Source organism: Pseudomonas paraglycinae (genome assembly GCF_021601625.1).
GTDB lineage: Bacteria > Pseudomonadota > Gammaproteobacteria > Pseudomonadales > Pseudomonadaceae > Aquipseudomonas > Aquipseudomonas paraglycinae.
Genome location: NZ_BQHR01000009.1, coordinates 1 through 18,263, shown reverse-complemented (window position 1 = coordinate 18,263; position 18,263 = coordinate 1). Strand labels below are relative to the sequence as shown.

16 protein-coding genes are annotated in these 18,263 nt (G+C 60.3%); 9 read left to right on the top strand and 7 right to left on the bottom strand.

The genetic code is table 11. The features are described 5' to 3' along the window. From tssH to L6D82_RS14750, 6 genes are all read left to right on the top strand, one after another. A complete protein-coding gene (gene tssH / locus L6D82_RS14775; RefSeq protein WP_236189921.1) occupies positions 1 to 2,541 on the top strand; it encodes a type VI secretion system ATPase TssH in 2,541 nt (846 codons plus the stop codon). 46 nt (positions 2,542 to 2,587) lie between these two features. Further along, entirely contained in the window at positions 2,588 to 3,634 is a 1,047-nt protein-coding gene (locus L6D82_RS14770; protein ID WP_236189913.1) for a hypothetical protein, read from the top strand. Between the two features lie 170 nt (positions 3,635 to 3,804). Then, on the top strand, positions 3,805 to 4,431 hold the full coding sequence (locus L6D82_RS14765; RefSeq protein ID WP_007958878.1) for a DNA/RNA non-specific endonuclease: 627 nt from the start codon (positions 3,805 to 3,807) through the stop codon (positions 4,429 to 4,431). 7 nt (positions 4,432 to 4,438) lie between these two features. Beyond that, on the top strand, positions 4,439 to 4,813 hold the full coding sequence (locus L6D82_RS14760; protein ID WP_236189911.1) for a DUF4765 family protein: 375 nt from the start codon (positions 4,439 to 4,441) through the stop codon (positions 4,811 to 4,813). Positions 4,814 to 4,828: 15 nt separating this feature from the next. Further along, the gene (locus tag L6D82_RS14755; protein ID WP_236189909.1) at positions 4,829 to 6,838 is read left to right on the top strand and encodes a type VI secretion system Vgr family protein; all 2,010 of its coding nucleotides are present in this window, start codon (positions 4,829 to 4,831) and stop codon (positions 6,836 to 6,838) included. A gap of 12 nt (positions 6,839 to 6,850) precedes the next feature. Next, positions 6,851 to 7,393, top strand: coding sequence for a toxin-antitoxin system YwqK family antitoxin (locus L6D82_RS14750; RefSeq protein ID WP_236189899.1), 543 nt, complete (start codon positions 6,851 to 6,853; stop codon positions 7,391 to 7,393). 1 nt (position 7,394) lies between these two features. Here the strand turns inward: L6D82_RS14750 and L6D82_RS14745 are convergent, their stop codons facing one another. Continuing rightward, positions 7,395 to 7,790, bottom strand: coding sequence for a DUF4280 domain-containing protein (locus tag L6D82_RS14745; RefSeq protein ID WP_007958887.1), 396 nt, complete (start codon positions 7,788 to 7,790; stop codon positions 7,395 to 7,397). A gap of 190 nt (positions 7,791 to 7,980) precedes the next feature. Here L6D82_RS14745 and L6D82_RS14740 point away from each other — a divergent pair, with 190 nt between their 5' ends. Beyond that, on the top strand, positions 7,981 to 9,048 hold the full coding sequence (locus L6D82_RS14740) for a phosphotransferase family protein (RefSeq protein WP_102717622.1): 1,068 nt from the start codon (positions 7,981 to 7,983) through the stop codon (positions 9,046 to 9,048). 38 nt (positions 9,049 to 9,086) lie between these two features. Continuing rightward, the gene (locus tag L6D82_RS14735; protein WP_085687598.1) at positions 9,087 to 9,854 is read left to right on the top strand and encodes an SDR family oxidoreductase; all 768 of its coding nucleotides are present in this window, start codon (positions 9,087 to 9,089) and stop codon (positions 9,852 to 9,854) included. A 45-nt stretch (positions 9,855 to 9,899) separates the two neighbouring features. Here the strand turns inward: L6D82_RS14735 and L6D82_RS14730 are convergent, their stop codons facing one another. The 6 genes from L6D82_RS14730 to L6D82_RS14705 form a co-directional block, all read right to left on the bottom strand. After that, positions 9,900 to 10,553 carry a trimeric intracellular cation channel family protein gene (locus L6D82_RS14730; protein ID WP_236189897.1) on the bottom strand — a complete coding sequence of 218 codons (654 nt, stop codon included), beginning with the start codon at positions 10,551 to 10,553 and terminating at the stop codon, positions 9,900 to 9,902. 899 nt (positions 10,554 to 11,452) lie between these two features. Then, the gene (locus L6D82_RS14725; protein ID WP_084776931.1) at positions 11,453 to 11,695 is read right to left on the bottom strand and encodes a DUF1652 domain-containing protein; all 243 of its coding nucleotides are present in this window, start codon (positions 11,693 to 11,695) and stop codon (positions 11,453 to 11,455) included. 179 nt (positions 11,696 to 11,874) lie between these two features. Further along, positions 11,875 to 13,365: a helix-turn-helix transcriptional regulator gene (locus L6D82_RS14720; protein ID WP_236189888.1), complete on the bottom strand. Its 1,491-nt coding sequence runs from the start codon at positions 13,363 to 13,365 to the stop codon at positions 11,875 to 11,877. Between the two features lie 77 nt (positions 13,366 to 13,442). After that, positions 13,443 to 14,333, bottom strand: coding sequence for a LysR family transcriptional regulator (locus L6D82_RS14715; protein WP_011334794.1), 891 nt, complete (start codon positions 14,331 to 14,333; stop codon positions 13,443 to 13,445). 6 nt (positions 14,334 to 14,339) lie between these two features. After that, on the bottom strand, positions 14,340 to 16,547 hold the full coding sequence (locus tag L6D82_RS14710) for a xanthine dehydrogenase family protein molybdopterin-binding subunit (RefSeq protein WP_236189886.1): 2,208 nt from the start codon (positions 16,545 to 16,547) through the stop codon (positions 14,340 to 14,342). Next, positions 16,547 to 17,011, bottom strand: a complete 465-nt coding sequence (locus L6D82_RS14705; protein ID WP_102717626.1) for a (2Fe-2S)-binding protein — start codon at positions 17,009 to 17,011, stop codon at positions 16,547 to 16,549. Before L6D82_RS14705 ends, L6D82_RS14710 begins: the two co-directional genes overlap by 1 nt. Positions 17,012 to 17,129: 118 nt before the next feature. Between L6D82_RS14705 and L6D82_RS14700 the strand changes: the two genes are divergently transcribed. Further along, a complete protein-coding gene (locus tag L6D82_RS14700) occupies positions 17,130 to 18,053 on the top strand; it encodes a LysR substrate-binding domain-containing protein (RefSeq protein WP_236189877.1) in 924 nt (307 codons plus the stop codon). Positions 18,054 to 18,263: the final 210 nt, after the last annotated feature.

Here is an 18,263-nt window from a genome sequence, read left to right as displayed (position 1 = left end):
ATGGAACTGGCCAGCCTGATCGGACGCCTCAACCCGGACAACCGCCGCGCCCTCGAACGTGCCGCGCAACGGTGCTTGCAGCGCGGGCATCACTTCGTCGAGATCGAGCATCTGTTGCTGGAGTTGCTGGATATCGAGGGCGGCGATTTTGCCTTTCTGTTGCCACGTTTTGGATTGGAACGGGATGCGCTGACGGCAGAGATCAACAAGGCGCTGGAGCTGTTCAAGACCGGCAGCACGCGCACGCCGGCGTTGTCTTCGCACACCCTGGGATTGCTGGAAGACGCGGTGGTGCAGGCCAGTGTATTGGGCATCGACAGCATTCGTTCCGGCTTGCTGTTGCTGGCGCTGATCGATCGCGACGAGCGCCGCAGCCTGCTGCTCAACAGTGCATCGTCATTGCTGCGAATTCCGAAAGAAGCCTTGCGCGCAAACCTGCTGGAATGGACGGCAAACTCCCGTGAGCACGTTGGCCCGCGCTCTGTGTCTTCGGGGAGTCCAACGCCCCGGCAAGACTCTGTGCTCGATCAATACACCCAGGATCTGACCGCCGACGCCCATGCCGGGCGCATCGACCCGATCGTCGGTCGCGATGGCGAAATCCGCCAGTGCGTCGACATTCTTCTGAGACGCCGGCAGAACAACCCGATTCTGGTCGGCGCACCCGGAGTCGGCAAAACTGCCGTGGTCGAAGGCCTGGCACTGCGCATCGCCGCCGGGGATGTGCCGCCGTCGTTGCAGGAAGTCAGTTTGCGGGTGCTCGACCTTGGTTTGCTCCAGGCCGGGGCCGGGGTCAAAGGCGAATTCGAACAGCGGCTCAAAGGTGTGATTGACGCGGTTCGCAGCGCCGACAAGCCGATCATCCTGTTCATCGACGAGGCCCACACCTTGATCGGCGCTGGCGGTGCCGAGGGTGGCAGCGACGCGGCCAACTTGCTCAAACCCGCGCTAGCCCGAGGAGAGTTGCGCACCCTGGCCGCGACGACCTGGATGGAATACAAAAAATATTTCGAGAAAGACCCGGCCCTCGCCCGCCGCTTCCAACTGGTGCAGGTGGAAGAGCCGGACGAAACCACCGCCGTGGAAATGCTACGTGGCGTCGCCGCCAAACTCGAACAGCATCACGGCGTGCAAGTGCTGGATGCCGCGATCCACGAAGCGGTGAAACTCTCGCACCGCTACATCTCCGGCCGCCAGTTGCCGGACAAGGCCATCAGCGTCCTCGACACCGCCTGCGCCCGGGTCGCCCTCGGCCAGCACGACGTGCCGCCACCGCTGGAGAGCCTGCGCCACCGTCAGCAAAGCCTCAAAGAAGAAGTTGAACGCCTGCGCCGGGAACAGGCCACGGGGCTCGATCACCGCGAGCGCATCACCCTGCTGGAAAGCGAATCGAAGACCAACGTCCAGGCCATCCGCGAACTGGAAACCCGTTGGAGTGAAGAGCGCGTCGCCGTGCGCGAACTGCTCGACACCCGTCGCGAGTTACTGGCGCTGAGCGAAAGCGCCGACAGCGACAAGCCCGACGAAGCCATCGACAGCCGCATCGATCACCTCGCCGCCGAACTGCTGCGGCTGGAAGCCGGCCTCGATGCGATTCGCCAGGACGATCCGCTGGTGCCCGAACAGGTCGACGGCAAAACCGTCGCCGCCGTGATCGCCGGCTGGACCGGCATCCCCGTCGGCAAAATGCTCGCCGACGAAGCCCACGCCGTGCGCACCCTCGGCACACGCATGGGCCTGCGAGTGATGGGCCAGAGCACTGCGCTCAACACCATCGCCCAACGATTGCAGGCCTATCGTGCGGGTCTCACCGATCCGCAAAAACCGGTTGGCGTGTTTCTGCTGGTCGGCCCCACGGGCGTTGGCAAAACCGAAACCGCGTATGCGCTGGCCGATGCCTTGTACGGCGGCGAACGCAACCTGATCAGCATCAATCTCTCGGAATATCAGGAAGCCCACACCGTCAGCCAGCTCAAGGGCGCACCACCCGGCTATGTCGGTTACGGCAGCGGCGGCGTGCTGACCGAAGCCGTGCGGCGCAAACCGTATTCGGTGGTGTTGCTGGATGAAATCGAAAAGGCGCATCCGGATGTGCTGGAAGCGTTTTACAACGTGTTCGACAAGGGCTTGATGGAAGACGGGACGGGGTTGGTGGTGGACTTCAAGAACACCGTGATGCTCGCCACCAGCAATGTCGGCGCCGAGTTGCTGCTCGATACACCGACTGCACAACTCGGCTCGGAAGCCTTCAACGAAGCACTGCACAAAGTCCTGCTGCAAGCCTTCCGCCCGGCGTTTCTGGCGCGCATGACGGTGGTCGCGTATCGGCCGCTGGATGAGCAGACGCTGGAAGGGATTGTGTTGGCGAAGCTGGAAAAACTGCGGGGCCGTTACAAGGCGGCTACCGGCAAGCAGTTCGAGTTTGATTCGGGAATCGTCAAAGCCGTGCTCGCCAAATGCAGCGCAGCAGGCGCGCGGGATGTCGAGAACGTGCTGATGACGCAGGTGACAGGGAAATTGGCGGAGTGGGTGTTGGAGTAAATGACGTACTGTCATTGAAAGCTAAAAAAATACAGGAGTTAATGGAATGCCGTTACCCAGCGCGCCTCAACAGAGACCTGTTATCAACGTTTTGTCACCGCACAATCCCAACCATCTCTGCATCCTCAGTGTTGTGCTGGGTGTCATCGGGCAGCATGTCACCACCAAGAGCCCGGAAGAGGTACAGGCCTACACTCACCCTGGTGAAAGTACCATTTATGTTGCAGCGAACAAAAATGGCGAGTCATTGATTGCCGCCTGTGAGGTGCTTCTAACCGCCATACACCCCGGTGGTAGTAATGCACTCATGGAAGCGGCCAGAATTCTCCATGTGTTGTTCTCGGAAACGGACCGAGTGATCAATCAGAACATCCCGGAATACGAGTTGCAGGAAAGCTGGCTGAAGAGCAATCAGGTTGGTAATAAAAATGGCAATTGGGCGACAGACGAAAACTCCAAACTGGTCAGATGGAAGTTTCTCGATCGCGCGCCGATCATTCCTGACACCAAACTTTACGTTACCAACATGCCCAGCAAGACCGCGAAGGAAAAGGCAAGGGTCGCCGAAAAAATTCTTGAATTGACCTACAACCCCCGCCTCAACACCAAACAACTCAATAACCTCTTGAATTTGGTCAAGGCATTCAAAGAGCAGAAACCATTGCCACGTACGGTGGTGCTGAGCCCGATAACAAAAATAACCAACACTCCTCCAACACCGCATGCCCTGCAATATGTAGAGAATGATGGCTACCATGCGGAAATTTCGCTGATGCGAGCTTTGATTATCGGCAGTGGCTTCAAACCCGTTATCAAGGGAAATCTGGGCGGTAAAAAAGCCGCATGCGCAAAGTGCAGTGCCTGGTTCAGCAAGGTTAAAACGCTGTCGGCGAACCAGATTGATCCTTCTTTTCCAAACGAAGCTGAATTCGGTAATTTGCGACCACAACGACAATCACCTACCAATTGGGCGGCGCCAAAGTTCTCCCCCCACGTTTTTTCCTCGACTGACTTCACTGTTTTCAAAACGGTGTATGAAGGCGCCGGCAAGGTCACGACAAGCGCAGAAGAAGAACTCATGGAATTCACTTGAGGCTGGTCAGCCCATCACAACAGAGTCGCCAACGTCTACGTTCAGGGGATTTAGGGGATTTAAGGGGACAGATTTATTTATGCGAAAAAAATAAATCCGTCCCCTTCAGGAGAGCAGCAAGCCTATTGGTAAATTTTCAAGATTGCAGGCCTTTAACGGGACTAACGCCAATGCCATTGAATCCGGAATACAAATCCACCACTGTCAACGTAAACGGTAGCAACGTCACGGTGCCTCTTTATGCAAAGGCAACTTTGACATCGACCAACATGACCGGCGGCTCGGGTCCGGATCAGTCCTTGCGACCACCGGGATTCGTGTCCGGTACTTGCCCGGAACATCATCAACGAGGGCATCTGATTGGAAACAAGCTGGGCGGCAGCGGAACCGATCTTCGGAATCTGGTAACACTGACCGAAGGTAGCAACCATCCAATCATGTATGAGTACGAAGCCATGGTTTACGAGTACGTGAAGAAGAATCCCGGGATCGAGTTTGTGTATCAAGTCACCGCACAGTACGACACCTCGCGCTACTTGGTTGCGCAAGTTGCACCCGGTGGTTCGACATCCGGGGCTGCCAACAATCCTTACTGCCCGCTTCCCTGCCCGGAATCTTTACGAATCGACTTTTTCTACGCAGAAGCACCTGGAAAGTTGAATTACCCATTGATATATCGGGTTTTGACGGAGCATGGTGAAGGCTGGAACACTGGACCGCTCTATATTCTCAACGGCGTGTACAAGTTTCACGAAGGTAGCCCGAAACATGTCGCCCAAGGCTGCTGGGCATCGTGAGGTGACTATGAGCTTCGATATTTTCCCGACACTCGAACACGAGATAAGGCTGAGCCCTCCTGAGCGCGCGGTCACACTGATCGCTGCCTGCAATACCAATGAAATCGGCCGATTCAATATTCGTGAAACCGTCTATCAAACACTCATTGGCTCCAGACCCGAACAGCGAAAAACTCAGTCCTGGATATTTACCTCCAGTGTGATCCGCGCACAGACGGACAGCCGCGATCGGGTCATGGTGTTTGTCAGCGTCAAGAAAAAATATTTGAAAAAAGTATCTGACTCACTCAATGGATGGAGCTGCCCCCACGGGACGCCAATGCAGGTCATCAAAGTTCAACATGGCATCGCATCCTCACAACTTGTTTTTGCGAATTCTTGATCGGAGGCAATGCGGATGCCCCGCTCCACCGACAGCAACACTACGCTCTCCCTCACCGCCACCTCGCTGTCGGCGCTTTACCCTGAGTCGCTCTCCGGTGAGGAAACCCTGAACAACCTCGGCGTTCAAACCCTCAACGGATTGAATGACGGTACCTCGCTCACCCTCACCAGCGCCGTTGCCACCCACGTCACCACCACCCTGCACAACGACGCTCAATTGCGCCCGTTCGATGCCTTGGTCGCTGAAATTCGCCAACTGCCTGCCGATGCCACCGCCGAGCGCTATCAGTTGGTTTTAAGACCGTGGCTCTGGTGGTTGACCCTGGCCAGCAACAACCGCGTATTCCAGAACCTCACCACCTCCGACATCGTCACCACAATCTTCAAAGCTCACGGTTTCACCGATTTCAAACTCTCACTGACCGGCAGTTACACCCCACGTGAATACTGCGTGCAGTACGGAGAAACCGATTTCGCCTTCGTCTCGCGCCTGCTGGAGGAGGAAGGCATCTTCTGGTTTTTTACCCATCAAGACGGCAAACACACGCTGGTGCTAGGCGACAGCAACGACGCCTTCGTACAGATCCCCAACGGGCCGAAGGTCAAGTATCTGGGTCAGCAATTGGGTGAGCGCGAGCTGCACGGCATCCGCTCAGGCCAGGTTTGTCTGCAAGCGGTGGCCGGGGTGTACAAGGCGACGGATTACGAGTTCACCACGCCGACCACTTCACTCTATGGCCAGGCCGAAGCCGTGGCCGGACCGCGTTCGATCTACGAGCATCCCGGCGGTTACAACGCCAAGGCTCGGGGCGATGCGTTGACCAAGCAGCGGGTCGACGGGCTGCGCAGTGAAGAGAAACGCTTTGTTGGCGAAAGCGACTGCCGCTGGCTGATTCCAGGCCACTGGTTCACCCTCGACGGCCACGAAAACGCGAGCCTGAACATCGACTGGGTCGTCACTCGGGTGACCCATGACGCCAGCCACGAAAGCTATCGCAATCGCTTCGAAGCAATCCCCAAGGCCACGCCGTTTCGTCCGCAACGCCTCACGCCCAAACCGCGCATGCACCCGCAGACCGCCATCGTAGTCGGCAAGTCCGGCGAGGAAATCTGGACCGACGAATACGGCCGGATCAAGTTGCAGTTCCCGTGGGATCGCGACGGCAAGAATGACGAAACCAGTTCCTGCTGGGTGCGCGTGGTGCTGCCGTGGAGCGGCAAGGGCTTCGGCATGCAGTTCGTGCCGCGGATCGGTCAGGAAGTCATCGTAACCTTCATCGACGGTGATCCGGATCGGCCGCTGGTCACCGGTTGCGTGTACAACGGTGACAACGCCCTGCCCTATGCCTTGCCCGCCAACCAGACCCAATCCGGAATCAAGACCCAATCGTCCAAGGGGGGCGGTGGTTTCAACGAACTGCGTTTTGAGGACAAGAAGGACGCCGAGGAGGTGTTCCTGCAAGCGCAGAAAGACTTGAAGATCAACGTGCTCAACGACACCACCGCCACCGTCGGCCACGACGAAACCCTCACGGTGCAGAACGCCCGCACCCGCACGGTCAAGGACGGCGATGAAACCGTGACGCTGGAGAAGGGCAAACGCAGCGTCACGATCCAGACCGGCAGCGACAGCCTCGATGTGAAGGACAGCCGCACCGTGAAAGTCGGCGCCGACCAGAACCACAGCACCGGCGGCAACTACACCGACAAGGTCACCGGCGATTACAGCCTGACGGTGGACGGCAACCTGACGATCAAGGTCAGCGGCACCCTCACCCTGCAAAGCGGCGGCAGTTTCACGATCAAGAGCGGTGCAGATCTGGCGACTTCGGCCAGCACTTCGATCACCCAGAAGGCCGGCACGGCCATGACCAATCAGGCCGGTACTTCACTGGACAACAAGGCCGGAACCACGCTGACCAACGACGCCGGCATCAGCCTGACCAACAAGGGCGCGGCCTCACAGACCGTGGACGGCGGCGGCATGCTGACCATCAAGGGCGGGCTGGTGCAGGTCAACTGACAAGGGGAAGCCATGGCGATCACACCACTGGATCTGCAGCAGGATGACAAACACCTCAAGGGGCGTTTGCAGGACGGCCAGCTCGACGGCCCGTTGAACATCAAGGATGACGGGCGCAAACAGGCGGACCTGAATTACAGCCAGGGCGAATTGCAGGGCACGTCCCTGCTCTATCACCCCAATGGCAAGGTCTCGGCGCAGATGCCGTTTGTGCGTGACAAGCTGCAAGGTATCGCCAGTTTCTATGCGCCCGAAGGCTGGTTGCAGCGCAAGGCCAGCTATCGGCGCGGGTTGTTGCATGGCGAGGCGTTCAATTACTTTCCGGACGGGCAAGTGGCGGAGGCCGAGTTCTATCGCGATGGCGTGCGTGAGGGGCGCTATCAGCGCTTTCATCCCAACGGCAAGCCAGCGGTGGATGCGCGTTATCTGAATGGGCAGTTGATGGAACCGGAGCAAGGGTTTGCCGAGGACGGGCGGCCGCTGGATGCCGATGGCAAACCGATTTCCCGGGTGCGCTGGTGGTTTCGCAAATGGACGGATCCGGCGCAGGCCTGACTCAGGGAATCAGCATCTGCATCTGCCCCGGCATCACGATCTTGATCACCCCCGCCCAGTTGCACATCAACGTGCTGTTGGCATCGATCGCCGGCATCCCGCCCAGCAGCAAGGTCGGCGCACCGCCGGGGATCCACGGCGTGGCGGTCGCCGGAATGCACGGCATCGGCGTCAGTACACCCAATGCTGCAGCCGTGGCGGCGGCGACCATCGGGTTGGCCATGCTCATGCACATGCCGAACGTGGTGACGTTGACCAGCGGAATGTGATCCATGATGTTCGCCGCCGGCATCCCGCCGGTCAGCGTGCGGTTGACCGGCAGCACGTTGAGCACTGCCGGTGCGGCACCGAAACTGCATTGCAGGGTGGCGCTGGCACAGACTTGCGGGCAGCCCATTTCAAAGCTCCTTCGTGAACAAGGCATACGCGCTAAACCTTAGTCGCCAGCGGCCCCGCGCGCACATTCCCAAAGGTGATTATCGTCCAACACGCTAACCTATAAGACCGAACCGCGCTTGTGACGACCCGAGCGCGCCATTAGATTAGCCAATGATGTCTGGCCTCCAAAATAAGCAGAAGGGATAAGCATGGCGCTTACTGACCAGTCCACCCGTATCCGCTCTGGCGAAGAACTCGATGCCAGCCTGATCGATCCGTACCTCAAGGCGCACATTCCGGGCCTGACCGGCACGCCGCAGATCAGCCAGTTTCCCGGCGGCGCGTCGAACCTGACCTACCTGCTGGAATACCCGGACCAGGAATTCGTCCTGCGCCGTCCGCCGTTCGGCCACAAAGCCAAGTCCGCCCACGACATGGGCCGCGAATTCCGCATCCTCAACCAGTTGCGCGATGGCTTCCCGTATTGCCCGAAAGCCTACGTGCACTGCACCGACGATTCGGTGATCGGCGCCGAGTTCTACGTGATGGAACGGGTCAAGGGCATCATCCTGCGCTCGGACCTGCCGCCGGAACTGGGCCTCGACCCGGCCAAAACCGAAGCCCTGTGCAAGAGCTTCATCGACCGTTTCGTCGAACTGCACCGCGTCGATTACAACGCCTGCGGCCTCGGCGATCTGGGCAAACCGGAAGGCTACGTCGCCCGCCAGATCAAAGGCTGGAGCGAGCGTTACGAAAAAGCCCTGACCCCGGACGCACCGCACTGGGAACAGGTCAAAGCCTGGCTCAACGACAAGATGCCGGCCGATCACCCGACCTCCAGCATCGTGCACAACGACTACCGCTTCGACAACGTCATCCTCGACCCGAAAAACCCGATGCAGATCATCGGCGTGCTCGACTGGGAACTGACCACCCTCGGCGATCCGCTGATGGACCTGGGCAACACCCTCGCCTACTGGATCCAGGCCGACGACCCGGCACCGGTGCAACTGATGCGCCGCCAGCCAAGCCACGCGCCGGGCATGCTGACCCGCCGCGAATTCGTCGATTACTACGCCGAGCGTTCGGGCATCCAGATCGACAATTTCGACTTCTACTACACCTACGGCCTGTTCCGCCTGGCCGGCATCGTGCAGCAGATCTACTACCGCTTCTTCCATGGCCAGACCCAGGACAAACGCTTCGCGCAGTTCATTCACATGAACAAACTGCTGGAGCAGATGAGCCTGCAGGTCATTGCCAAATCCAGCCTCTGATGACGGCGTTATAACAAGGCTTACTACAAGGGAATCCCATGTCCAAGACTCAGTTGTTCGACCTCGACGGCAAGATCGCTTTCGTCTCCGGCGCCAGCCGTGGCATCGGTGAAGCCATCGCCAAACTGCTGGCCCAGCAAGGGGCCCACGTCATCGTTTCGAGCCGCAAACTCGAAGGCTGCCAACACGTGGCCGACGCCATCATCGCCGCCGGCGGCAAGGCCACGGCGGTCGCCTGCCACATCGGCGAAATGGAACAGATCAGCCAGGTCTTCGCCGGGATCAAGGAACAGTTCGGGCGCCTGGACATCCTGGTCAACAACGCCGCGACCAACCCGCAGTTCTGCAACGTACTGGACACCGACCTCGGCGCCTTCCAGAAAACCGTCGACGTGAACATTCGCGGCTACTTCTTCATGTCGGTGGAAGCCGGCAAGCTGATGCGCGAAAACGGCGGCGGCAGCATCATCAACGTGGCGTCGATCAACGGCATTTCGCCGGGGATCTTCCAGGGCATCTACTCGGTGACCAAAGCCGCCGTGATCAACATGACCAAAGTCTTCGCCAAGGAATGCGCGCAATTCGGCATCCGCTGCAACGCCCTGCTGCCAGGCCTGACCGACACCAAGTTCGCCTCGGCGCTGGTGAAAAACGACGCGATCCTGAAACAGGCCCTGACGCAGATCCCGCTCAAGCGCGTAGCCGACCCAAGCGAAATGGCCGGCGCCGTGCTGTACCTGGCGAGCGACGCCTCGAGCTACACCACCGGTGTGTCGCTGAACGTGGACGGCGGTTTCCTGTCCTGATCCGCTTCTGACGCAAAACAAAAGGCAGCCCAAGGGCTGCCTTTTTCATGCCTCCAGAACCTTCGGCAACTGCCAGCCGAAATGCACCGACAACAACCGCAACAACAAACACGCCGCCCCCGCCAGCAACGCAGCCGCCACCGGCGGCACACCCAGCCTGCGCCCGACAATCAACACCGCCGCGCCAACAAACGCCGAACTGGCATACAAATCCGCCTGTAACACCACCGGCACTCGCGCCAGCACAATGTCACGCAGCACCCCGCCACCGACCCCGGTAATCGTGCCCATCAGCATGGCCACAAACGGCGAGATCCCGAAATTCAACGCCTTCTGCGCCCCGGCCACGGCAAACAACGCCAACCCCGCCGCATCCAGCACGATCAGCATCGAACCGGACCACCCAAGCACCTGCTCATGAAAAACAAACGCCACCCCGCCCATGGCAAACGCCAGCGCCGGATAGCGCCAGTCCGCCACAGCCTTGGGCGGCGTCGCACCGATCAACAGATCACGCGTCACCCCGCCACCGAGCGCAACGATGAACGCAATCACCATCACCCCGAGCAGATCGAGCTGACTGCGCATCGCCGCAATCGCGCCTTCAACCGCAAACACCGCCGTACCGACCAGATCGGCCACCAGCACAATCCACTCGACCCGCGCCTTCACAGGCGCCCGGCTTACTGAGTGACGCAACGGGTCTTGGTGATGTGTCGAGTCACTTGCCCGTCGGCATACGCATCACCGGCGACCTCGGTATTTTCCAAGACCTGACAAGTCCGCTCAGGCGGCGGAGGCGGTGCTGCCGGCGGAGGGGGTGGAGGACTGGCGCAACCACTGAGCAGCACCAGACCGAAAGCCGACAACAACGAAAAACACACGCGTTTCCCAGAATTGTTCATAGGATGACCCGCGATGAATGGAAGAAAACTCCCGTCGCCGAGCAGGACAACGCCCGGTTATGGAAACCGAACCACTCATTCCTTATAGACCAGTGGGGGGTGAGTGCCAGTGAAATGGTGGGATTGGGGGGAATTGGCTGTCGATTTTGGGCGGAGTTGTTGATTGGATCGTGGATTCTGACAAATCGAGGACAGCCTCAAGATCCAGCCCTCACCCCAGCCCTCTCCCAGAGGGAGAGGGAGCCTACGGGGTTGTTGATTCGAGATACATCGACCTGAACCATCGAGGCGAACTCAGGTTTTGAAGAGCACACACGTCGGCTTCGTGCTCTTCACCACTCACCACGATGAGCGTTAGCTCGAGTACCGCTTTTGATCGCAGGGCCCGTCGGCAGGCTGAGTGGAGGGATTGATCCGGGGGTGGGAGCGCAGCGACCGTTTGGCGAAGCCAAACACATCGAGAGGAGGTGCAGCGAAGCAAACCGTAGGCGATGCCCCCGGATCAATCCCGGAGCGAAGGCACACCGAGCCAAAGCGAGGTGCCGAACGTCAGGGTAAAGCCTTTTGGGTTACCTTTTCGGCGTTTGGAAAAGGTGACTCGCCGTAAGGGCGAAACCGCCAGCGGCTGCACCCGAAGAACCGGATATTCACCCAAACCGAACAAAAACCTGGTCGGCCCAAAGGCCGCCAAGTTCAACTGGGCGAGCGCAAAGAATTACTCTCAAGCTCATACCGCAACTCACCAATCAAAGCATCCACCGCCTCCGGAGTTCGCAAGGCACCAAGACTCAACCCACTAATCACCAGATCCACCCGCCCCGAAACCGGCTCATAAAGCTTCACAGTCAGCGAATGATCCCCATCCACCACACACTCACAAGCCAACGGCGAAAAACTACGCTCAAGCCGAGCCCGCAACTGCGCCAGATAAATCATCGCGCCAGCTCCACACAACCAGACTCAAAAACCGACAACACATTCATAAAGGGCTGATCCATTAGCAGGTTCCAAAAAGACACGATCACCAAAAAAATGCATCGCACCTCAACAGACTAAGAACACCCCGCCCGATCAAACACCCGAATTTGCACCCCATGAACTAGTGCATTTGCACCTTACCGCTGCCCCCGACCGCCCCCCGAAAACAACCCGCGCTCGCGAGCCCAGACAATCGCCTCGCTGCGACTGTGCACATCCAGCTTCGAATACACCGTCGCCACATGATTGCGCACCGTGTTCGGCGCCAGCTTCAGCCGCGCAGCAATCTCCTTGTCCGCCAGCCCCTCACAGATCAGCGCCAACACATCACGCTCCCGGGCCGTCAGATCGGTGAACGACACGCTCGGCAGCTGCGGCGAGTTGACCTTCTTCACATTGGCCAGCTTTTCGATCAACGTCCGACTGAACCAGGATGCATCCTTCATCACCTCTTCAATCGCCGCCACCAGCTCAAGCTCGGTGCGCTTGCGCTCGGTGATGTCCATCAGCACCAGCAGATAGCACACCGCGTCCTGGATGTTGACGGTGTCGGCGGACATCGCGCACTCCAGCAGCTCGGCGTCTTTCCTGCGGATCCGCATATCGACGCGGTCAACGCGGCCGGTTTTCTCCAGTGCCGCCAGTAACCGGGCGCGTTCCGCCGGTTCATCGATGAAGTCCAGTTGCGCGACGGTCTTGCCGAGCACGTCGTCGCTCTCGTAAGCCAGGGTATCAAGAAAGGCCTGATTGACGTCGATCAGCCGCTGCTCATCGGCGCTGCAAATGAGGATCGGTACCGGCGTCAGACGAAAGGCCTTGGCGAACCGCTCTTCACTCTGGCGCAGGGCGACTTCGGCCTTATGCCTGAGCTCCATGTCGACGAACGAGAACAGCATGCAATCCTCGTCATTGAGCACCAGCGGCTGCCCCGCGACGATCACCTGCTTGCTGCCGCCGTCCGGCAAGCGCAATTCGGCCTGCATCTGCGGAATCGTCGCGACATCGCGCAGGCGCTGGATCGCCAGGTCCTTGCGCTCGGCCTGTTCGAGAATATCCAGCTCATAGGTCGAAACGCCGATCACCTGATCGCGGGTGTAGCCGGTCATTTCCAGAAAACCCGGATTGACCTTGATGTAACGCAGATCGCTGAGGCGGCAGATCACCGCCGGCGCCGGGTTGGCGTTGAAGGTTTTTTCGAAGCGCTGTTCGGCGTTGGCCCAGTCGGTGACGTCGCTCATGATCAGCACCAGCGACTCGATGTCGCCGTCGCGATCGGTCAACACCATGCTGCGCACGCTATGCACCCAGGTGCGCTCCTCGTCACTGTGCGGGGTAACTTCGACCAGCACGTCGCTGAAGGTCTCGCCGGTGGCTACGCGGCTGATCGGGTATTGCTCCGGCGTCAGCGTGTGGTTGTTGCGATAGCGCAGGTTGAAGCGCTCGACGTATTCCCCGGCGTTGTTGCCCAGCTCGCCGATCCGGCTGACGCCATGCATCGCCAGCGCGGCTTCGTTGGCCCAGAGAATCGTCTGGTCGAGTTCCAGCAGAATCACCCCGTCGGACAGCCCGGCAATGATCTGCTGCAACTGACGGCGATTGGTTTCGGTGGTCAGGACGTCCCGGCTCATTGGTTCTCCACAAGTTCGCGCATGTGAAGTTTACGACCGCAGGCGGTTGTGATCGTGCCGGGCAACTTTGTCCCTGATTACCGCGATGAGTGATCGACCAGCTCGCGCAGCGTATCGAGAAACAGCTTGAGCACCGGCGAGGCATCGTCGGCCCGATACGTCGCGTACAACGGCACTTGCGGCAGCGCCGGAGTCAGGCGCCGGAACACCAGCCCGGCGGGAGCCAACTGCTCGATCGATGCGGGTAACAGCGCCACGCCAAACCCGGCGCGAACCAGACTGAGCAAAGTCTGCACCTCGATCACCTGCTGGCGGATCTGTGGGGTGAACCCGGCCTGAATGCAGCACTGATAGAGAAAATTGGCGAACCGCGACTGCTTCAATTCCAGCGCCACAAACGGCTCCTGCGCCAGATCAGCCGGCGCCAGCACCTCGCGTCGGGCCAGCGGGTGATCCTGCGGCATCACCACATGGATCGGTTCATGGATCAGCAATTCATTGCGCAATTGCGGGTCGTCATAGCCAACCCGGAACACACAAGCGTCGATGCGTTTTTCCTTCAACGCCTTGACCTGGGCCGCCGGGGTCATTTCATGCAAACGCCAGGTCACTTGCGGATAGCGCTCGCGAAACAGGTGCAGCGCCTTGGGCAGCACGCCGACCATCACCGAACTGATCATGCCGATTTCCAGCTCGCCCAGTTGCCCGCGACCAGTTTGGCGGGTCAGGTCCAGCGCCCGCTCGAGTTGCTCGAACACCAGCGGCGCCTGCTCCTTGAGCATCTGCCCCGCCGCTGTCAGCTCGACCCGATGGTGGCTGCGCTCGAACAGCGGCGTGCCGAGTTCTTCCTCCAGCAAACGAATCTGCTGGCTCAGCGGCGGCTGGCAGATGTGCAGCCGTTCGGCGGCGCGACCGAAGTGCAGCTCATCGGCCAGGGCCATGAAGTACCGCAGCAAACGCAGGTCCATGGCGACTTACCCCAGGTTCAGTGGCGTGGAACGCTGACGCACCCCGGTCAGGCTGAACAGCGCATTGGCAATTGCCGGGACCACCGACGGACTGCCCAGCTCCCCGACGCCGCCCGGTTTGTCCGGCTGGCCGTCGAGCACGAGGATGTCCACCGGCGGCATGTCCGACATGCGGGTGACGCGATAATCGTGGAAATTGCTCTGCACCACTCTGCCCTGCTGGATGTCGAGACGATCGAATAGCGCGTGGCCGAGGCCCCACATCAATCCGCCGTAAATCTGCTCCTCGACCCCGCCGGGCGACACCGCCAGACCGCAATCGACCACACAGGTCAGCTTCTCGACCCGCACCTTGTCGTCCACTTTCGCGACCCGCGCCACCACGGCGATGAAACTGGTGTAGCCCTGATTGGTGGCGATCCCCAGCGCCGTGTCCGGCGGCAGTTTCTGGCCCCAACCGGCGCGTTCGGCGGCCTGCTTCAACACCGCCACATGCCGTGGCCGCTCCTGCATGTTGGCCAGCCGGAACGCCAGCGGATCTTTGCCGGCCGCATGGGCCAGTTCATCCATGAAGCTTTCCACGGCGAACACGTTGGGAATGAAGCTCACCGAGCGATACCAACCGCTCGGCACGTTGCTTTCGTGTTTGACCCAGTTCAGTTCCAGATGCGGCGGACGGTAGGCGAAGTCCCACGCGGTGATCGCTTCGGTGGTGCTGTAATCCATGTGATCCGGACGCTCGAAATAGCCCGGCTCCCACTGTTCCGGCGAGGCAGGCGACACCGCGTGCAGTTGCAGCGCGGTGAGTTTGCCTTGGGCATCCAGTGCGCCTTTTACCCGATGAAGGGTGGCCGGGTGATAGAACAACGCGTGCATTTCGTCTTCGCGACTATTGAGCAGTTTCACCGGCACACCGGTCTTCTGCGCCAGATACGCGACCTCGAATAACCAGTATTTGGCTTCCCGCGCACCGAAGCTGCCGCCGGACACCAATTCATGGATGGTGACCTTGTCCTTGCCGATGCCGCACACGGTTTGCGCCGCTTCCAGCGCCGACGACGGCACCTGCACGCCACCCCAGTAGGTGATTGCCTTGTCCTTGAGCTGCGCGGTGATGCAGATCGGCTCCAGCGGGTTCTGCACCTTGTAGGGCATGGTGTAATCGGCTTCGAGCAGCTTCGCCGCACCCGGCCATTGTCCGGCGACATCGCCCTGGGCCATGGCTTTGACGGTTTGCGTTGCCGGGTCGCTGATCGCTGCGATCTGTGCCTTGACCAGTTCGGCACTGTCGAAACCGGCCAGCGGGGAATCGCTCCATTTGATCTCCAGCAACTTGCGTCCCTGTTGCGCGGCCCAGAACGTTTCGGCCAGTACCGCGACGCCTTCGAGGTTGCCACCGAGCACGTCCGGCCGACCGGGAATCGCGATCACCTTGCGCACACCCGGCACCTGCAACGCGGCCGCCGAATCCACCGCGACAACCTTCGCGCCCACTACCGGTGCGCGTTGAATCACCGCCACCAGCATCCCCGGCAACTGCACGTCGATGCTGTACTTGAAGCGTCCGCAAACCTTGGCCGCCGCATCGCGTTTGTGGCGCAGTTTGCCGATGTACTTGAACTGCGCCGGATCCTTCAGCGTGACGTTAGCCGGTGCCGGCAGATGCGCCGCCGCGCCGGCCAGTTCGCCGTAGCCGAGGCTGCGTTTGCTCGATGCATGCACGACCCGGCCTTCTTCGGTAGAGCAACTGTCGGGGCTGACTTTCCACTGCTGCGCCGCCGCACTGATCAGCAGCGCCCGCGCCGTGGCGCCAGCCATGCGCAGGCGATCGTATTCCAGTGAAACGCTGGTGCTGCCGCCGGTGGAGAAGACTTTCCAGACCGGATGAATGTAGGTGTCGAAGAACGGATCTTCCGGGGTGATGACCTGCACGGTCATCGGGTTGACGTCCAGTTCCTCGGCCACGCACGCGGCCAGCGCCGTCTGGGTGCCGGTGCCGGAATCGTGCTTGTGCACCACCAGTTTCACCGTGCCGTCGGGCAGCACGCGCACCCAGGCGTTAGGTTCGAATTCAGTGGCCGAGGTTTTCGCTTCAGTCGCCGCCGCACCGGAAGGCAGGTACAGCGCAATCGCCAGACCGGACGCCACCGTTACCGCCTGCTTGAGAAACACTCGGCGCGAGGGTTCATGAAGCGTGCCGTCGATCAGGCTCATCACGCCTCCTTCGGCGTATTCGCCGCACGTTTGATCGCCTTGTTGATCCGCCCGTAAGTGCCGCAGCGGCAGATATTCCCGGACATGGCGTTGCGGATCGAGTCGTCGTTGACCGGTGCACCGGTGTTGAGCAGCGCGGCGGCGGACATGATCTGCCCGGATTGACAGTAGCCGCATTGCGGCACATCTTCGGCGACCCAGGCCAGTTGCAGCGGATGGTTTTCGCTGGGCGACAGGCCCTCGATGGTGGTGATGCTGTGGCCCGCGACGGCGGCCAGCGGCAACTGGCAGGAACGCACCGCGACGCCGTTCAGGTGCACGGTACAGGCACCGCACAGGCCCATGCCGCAACCGAACTTGGTGCCGGTGAGTTTCAACTGATCACGCAACACCCATAACAAGGGCATGGAGGGGGACGCCTCATCCAGCTCGCGTCGTTCGCCGTTAACCGTGAATGCAATCATTGTCAGGCTCCAAAAGAGCGGCCCGTCTTTGTGCGGGCCTGGTGACCGATTATTGGAACCCCCGGCAACGCGCGGCCAGCGACGATTTCTGCCAACCGGTGTAAGCAGGACTAACAACATGTACAAGCGATACCCGTCGGTGCAGTCCATGAGCGCGTTCATCCACGCGGCGCGCAGCGGCAGTTTTTCCAGTGCCGCACGCAAGCTCGACCTGACCCACAGCGCGATCAGCCAGCAGATCCGCGCCCTGGAAGACTTCATCGGCCAGCCGCTGTTCGTGCGCGAAGGCGGCGGCAGCAACCTGACCGACGCCGGGCAGCTGTTTGCCAGCGTGCTGTCGGATAGCCTGGCGCAGATTGACCGGGCGCTGTCCTCGGTGAAAAACCGCAGCGTAGCTCAGCGGCTGACCCTGGATGTGGACAGCGAACTGGCGCAGAGCTGGCTCAATCCGCGCTTGCCGCAATTGCTCGACGGATTGCCGGCTTACGAAGTGACAATCCTGTCGATGCCGCGCAGTGATCGCAGCACGTTCGAACGGGTGGACCTGTCGCTGCGCTATGGCTATGGCGATTGGGATGATTGCGAGATGACCCAGATTTGCGGGGATCGGGTGTTGGCGGTGGCGTCTCCGGCGTTGCTTGAGCGGCAGGGTTTGCAGGTGCCACTGAGCCCGGCGCAGATTCTTGAATTGCCGCTGTTGGGGTATACGCGCAGGTCGTGGATTCCGTGGCTGGATGCGGCGGGGATGACACCGACCGAACCGCCGGCGCGGGTGATTTTCGATAATGCGGCGAATCTGATTGCGGCAGCTGAAGCGGGTGTCGGTGCGGGGCTGGTGCGTGGATTACTGGCTGCCGATGCGTTGCGCAGCGGGCGGCTGGTGGCGTTGAACGAGGCGCAGATTGCGGCGCATTACAATCTTTATGCGGTGTGGCCGCATGGGCAGGCTGAGCGGGTGGGGCCGGTGGTTGAGATCATCAAACAGTTGGCTCTGAGTACGCTTGAGAATGCTGCCCTCACCCTAGCCCTCTCCCAGAGGTAGAGGGGACCGATCGGGGGATGCTCAAGAAGTCCGCCGACCTGAATCTGCTTTACCGAATCCATAATCGACTGGATCTTTCAGGTCGATGTACAGCGCAAGACACCTCGGTCAGTCCCCTCTCCCTCCGGGAGAGGGCTAGGGTGAGGGCAGGCTTTTGATCTTCCCCTATATCCCAGAAGTATCACCACCCCACCCAATTAATATTGTACG

Coding starts and splice junctions, on each gene's coding strand:
- tssH (WP_236189921.1), top strand. CDS start 1: ATGGAACTGGCCAGCCTGATCGGACGCCTCAACCCGGACAACCGCCGC.
- L6D82_RS14770 (WP_236189913.1), top strand. CDS start 2,588: ATGCCGTTACCCAGCGCGCCTCAACAGAGACCTGTTATCAACGTTTTG.
- L6D82_RS14765 (WP_007958878.1), top strand. CDS start 3,805: ATGCCATTGAATCCGGAATACAAATCCACCACTGTCAACGTAAACGGT.
- L6D82_RS14760 (WP_236189911.1), top strand. CDS start 4,439: ATGAGCTTCGATATTTTCCCGACACTCGAACACGAGATAAGGCTGAGC.
- L6D82_RS14755 (WP_236189909.1), top strand. CDS start 4,829: ATGCCCCGCTCCACCGACAGCAACACTACGCTCTCCCTCACCGCCACC.
- L6D82_RS14750 (WP_236189899.1), top strand. CDS start 6,851: ATGGCGATCACACCACTGGATCTGCAGCAGGATGACAAACACCTCAAG.
- L6D82_RS14745 (WP_007958887.1), bottom strand. CDS start 7,790: ATGGGCTGCCCGCAAGTCTGTGCCAGCGCCACCCTGCAATGCAGTTTC.
- L6D82_RS14740 (WP_102717622.1), top strand. CDS start 7,981: ATGGCGCTTACTGACCAGTCCACCCGTATCCGCTCTGGCGAAGAACTC.
- L6D82_RS14735 (WP_085687598.1), top strand. CDS start 9,087: ATGTCCAAGACTCAGTTGTTCGACCTCGACGGCAAGATCGCTTTCGTC.
- L6D82_RS14725 (WP_084776931.1), bottom strand. CDS start 11,695: ATGATTTATCTGGCGCAGTTGCGGGCTCGGCTTGAGCGTAGTTTTTCG.
- L6D82_RS14720 (WP_236189888.1), bottom strand. CDS start 13,365: ATGAGCCGGGACGTCCTGACCACCGAAACCAATCGCCGTCAGTTGCAG.
- L6D82_RS14715 (WP_011334794.1), bottom strand. CDS start 14,333: ATGGACCTGCGTTTGCTGCGGTACTTCATGGCCCTGGCCGATGAGCTG.
- L6D82_RS14710 (WP_236189886.1), bottom strand. CDS start 16,547: ATGAGCCTGATCGACGGCACGCTTCATGAACCCTCGCGCCGAGTGTTT.
- L6D82_RS14705 (WP_102717626.1), bottom strand. CDS start 17,011: ATGATTGCATTCACGGTTAACGGCGAACGACGCGAGCTGGATGAGGCG.
- L6D82_RS14700 (WP_236189877.1), top strand. CDS start 17,130: ATGTACAAGCGATACCCGTCGGTGCAGTCCATGAGCGCGTTCATCCAC.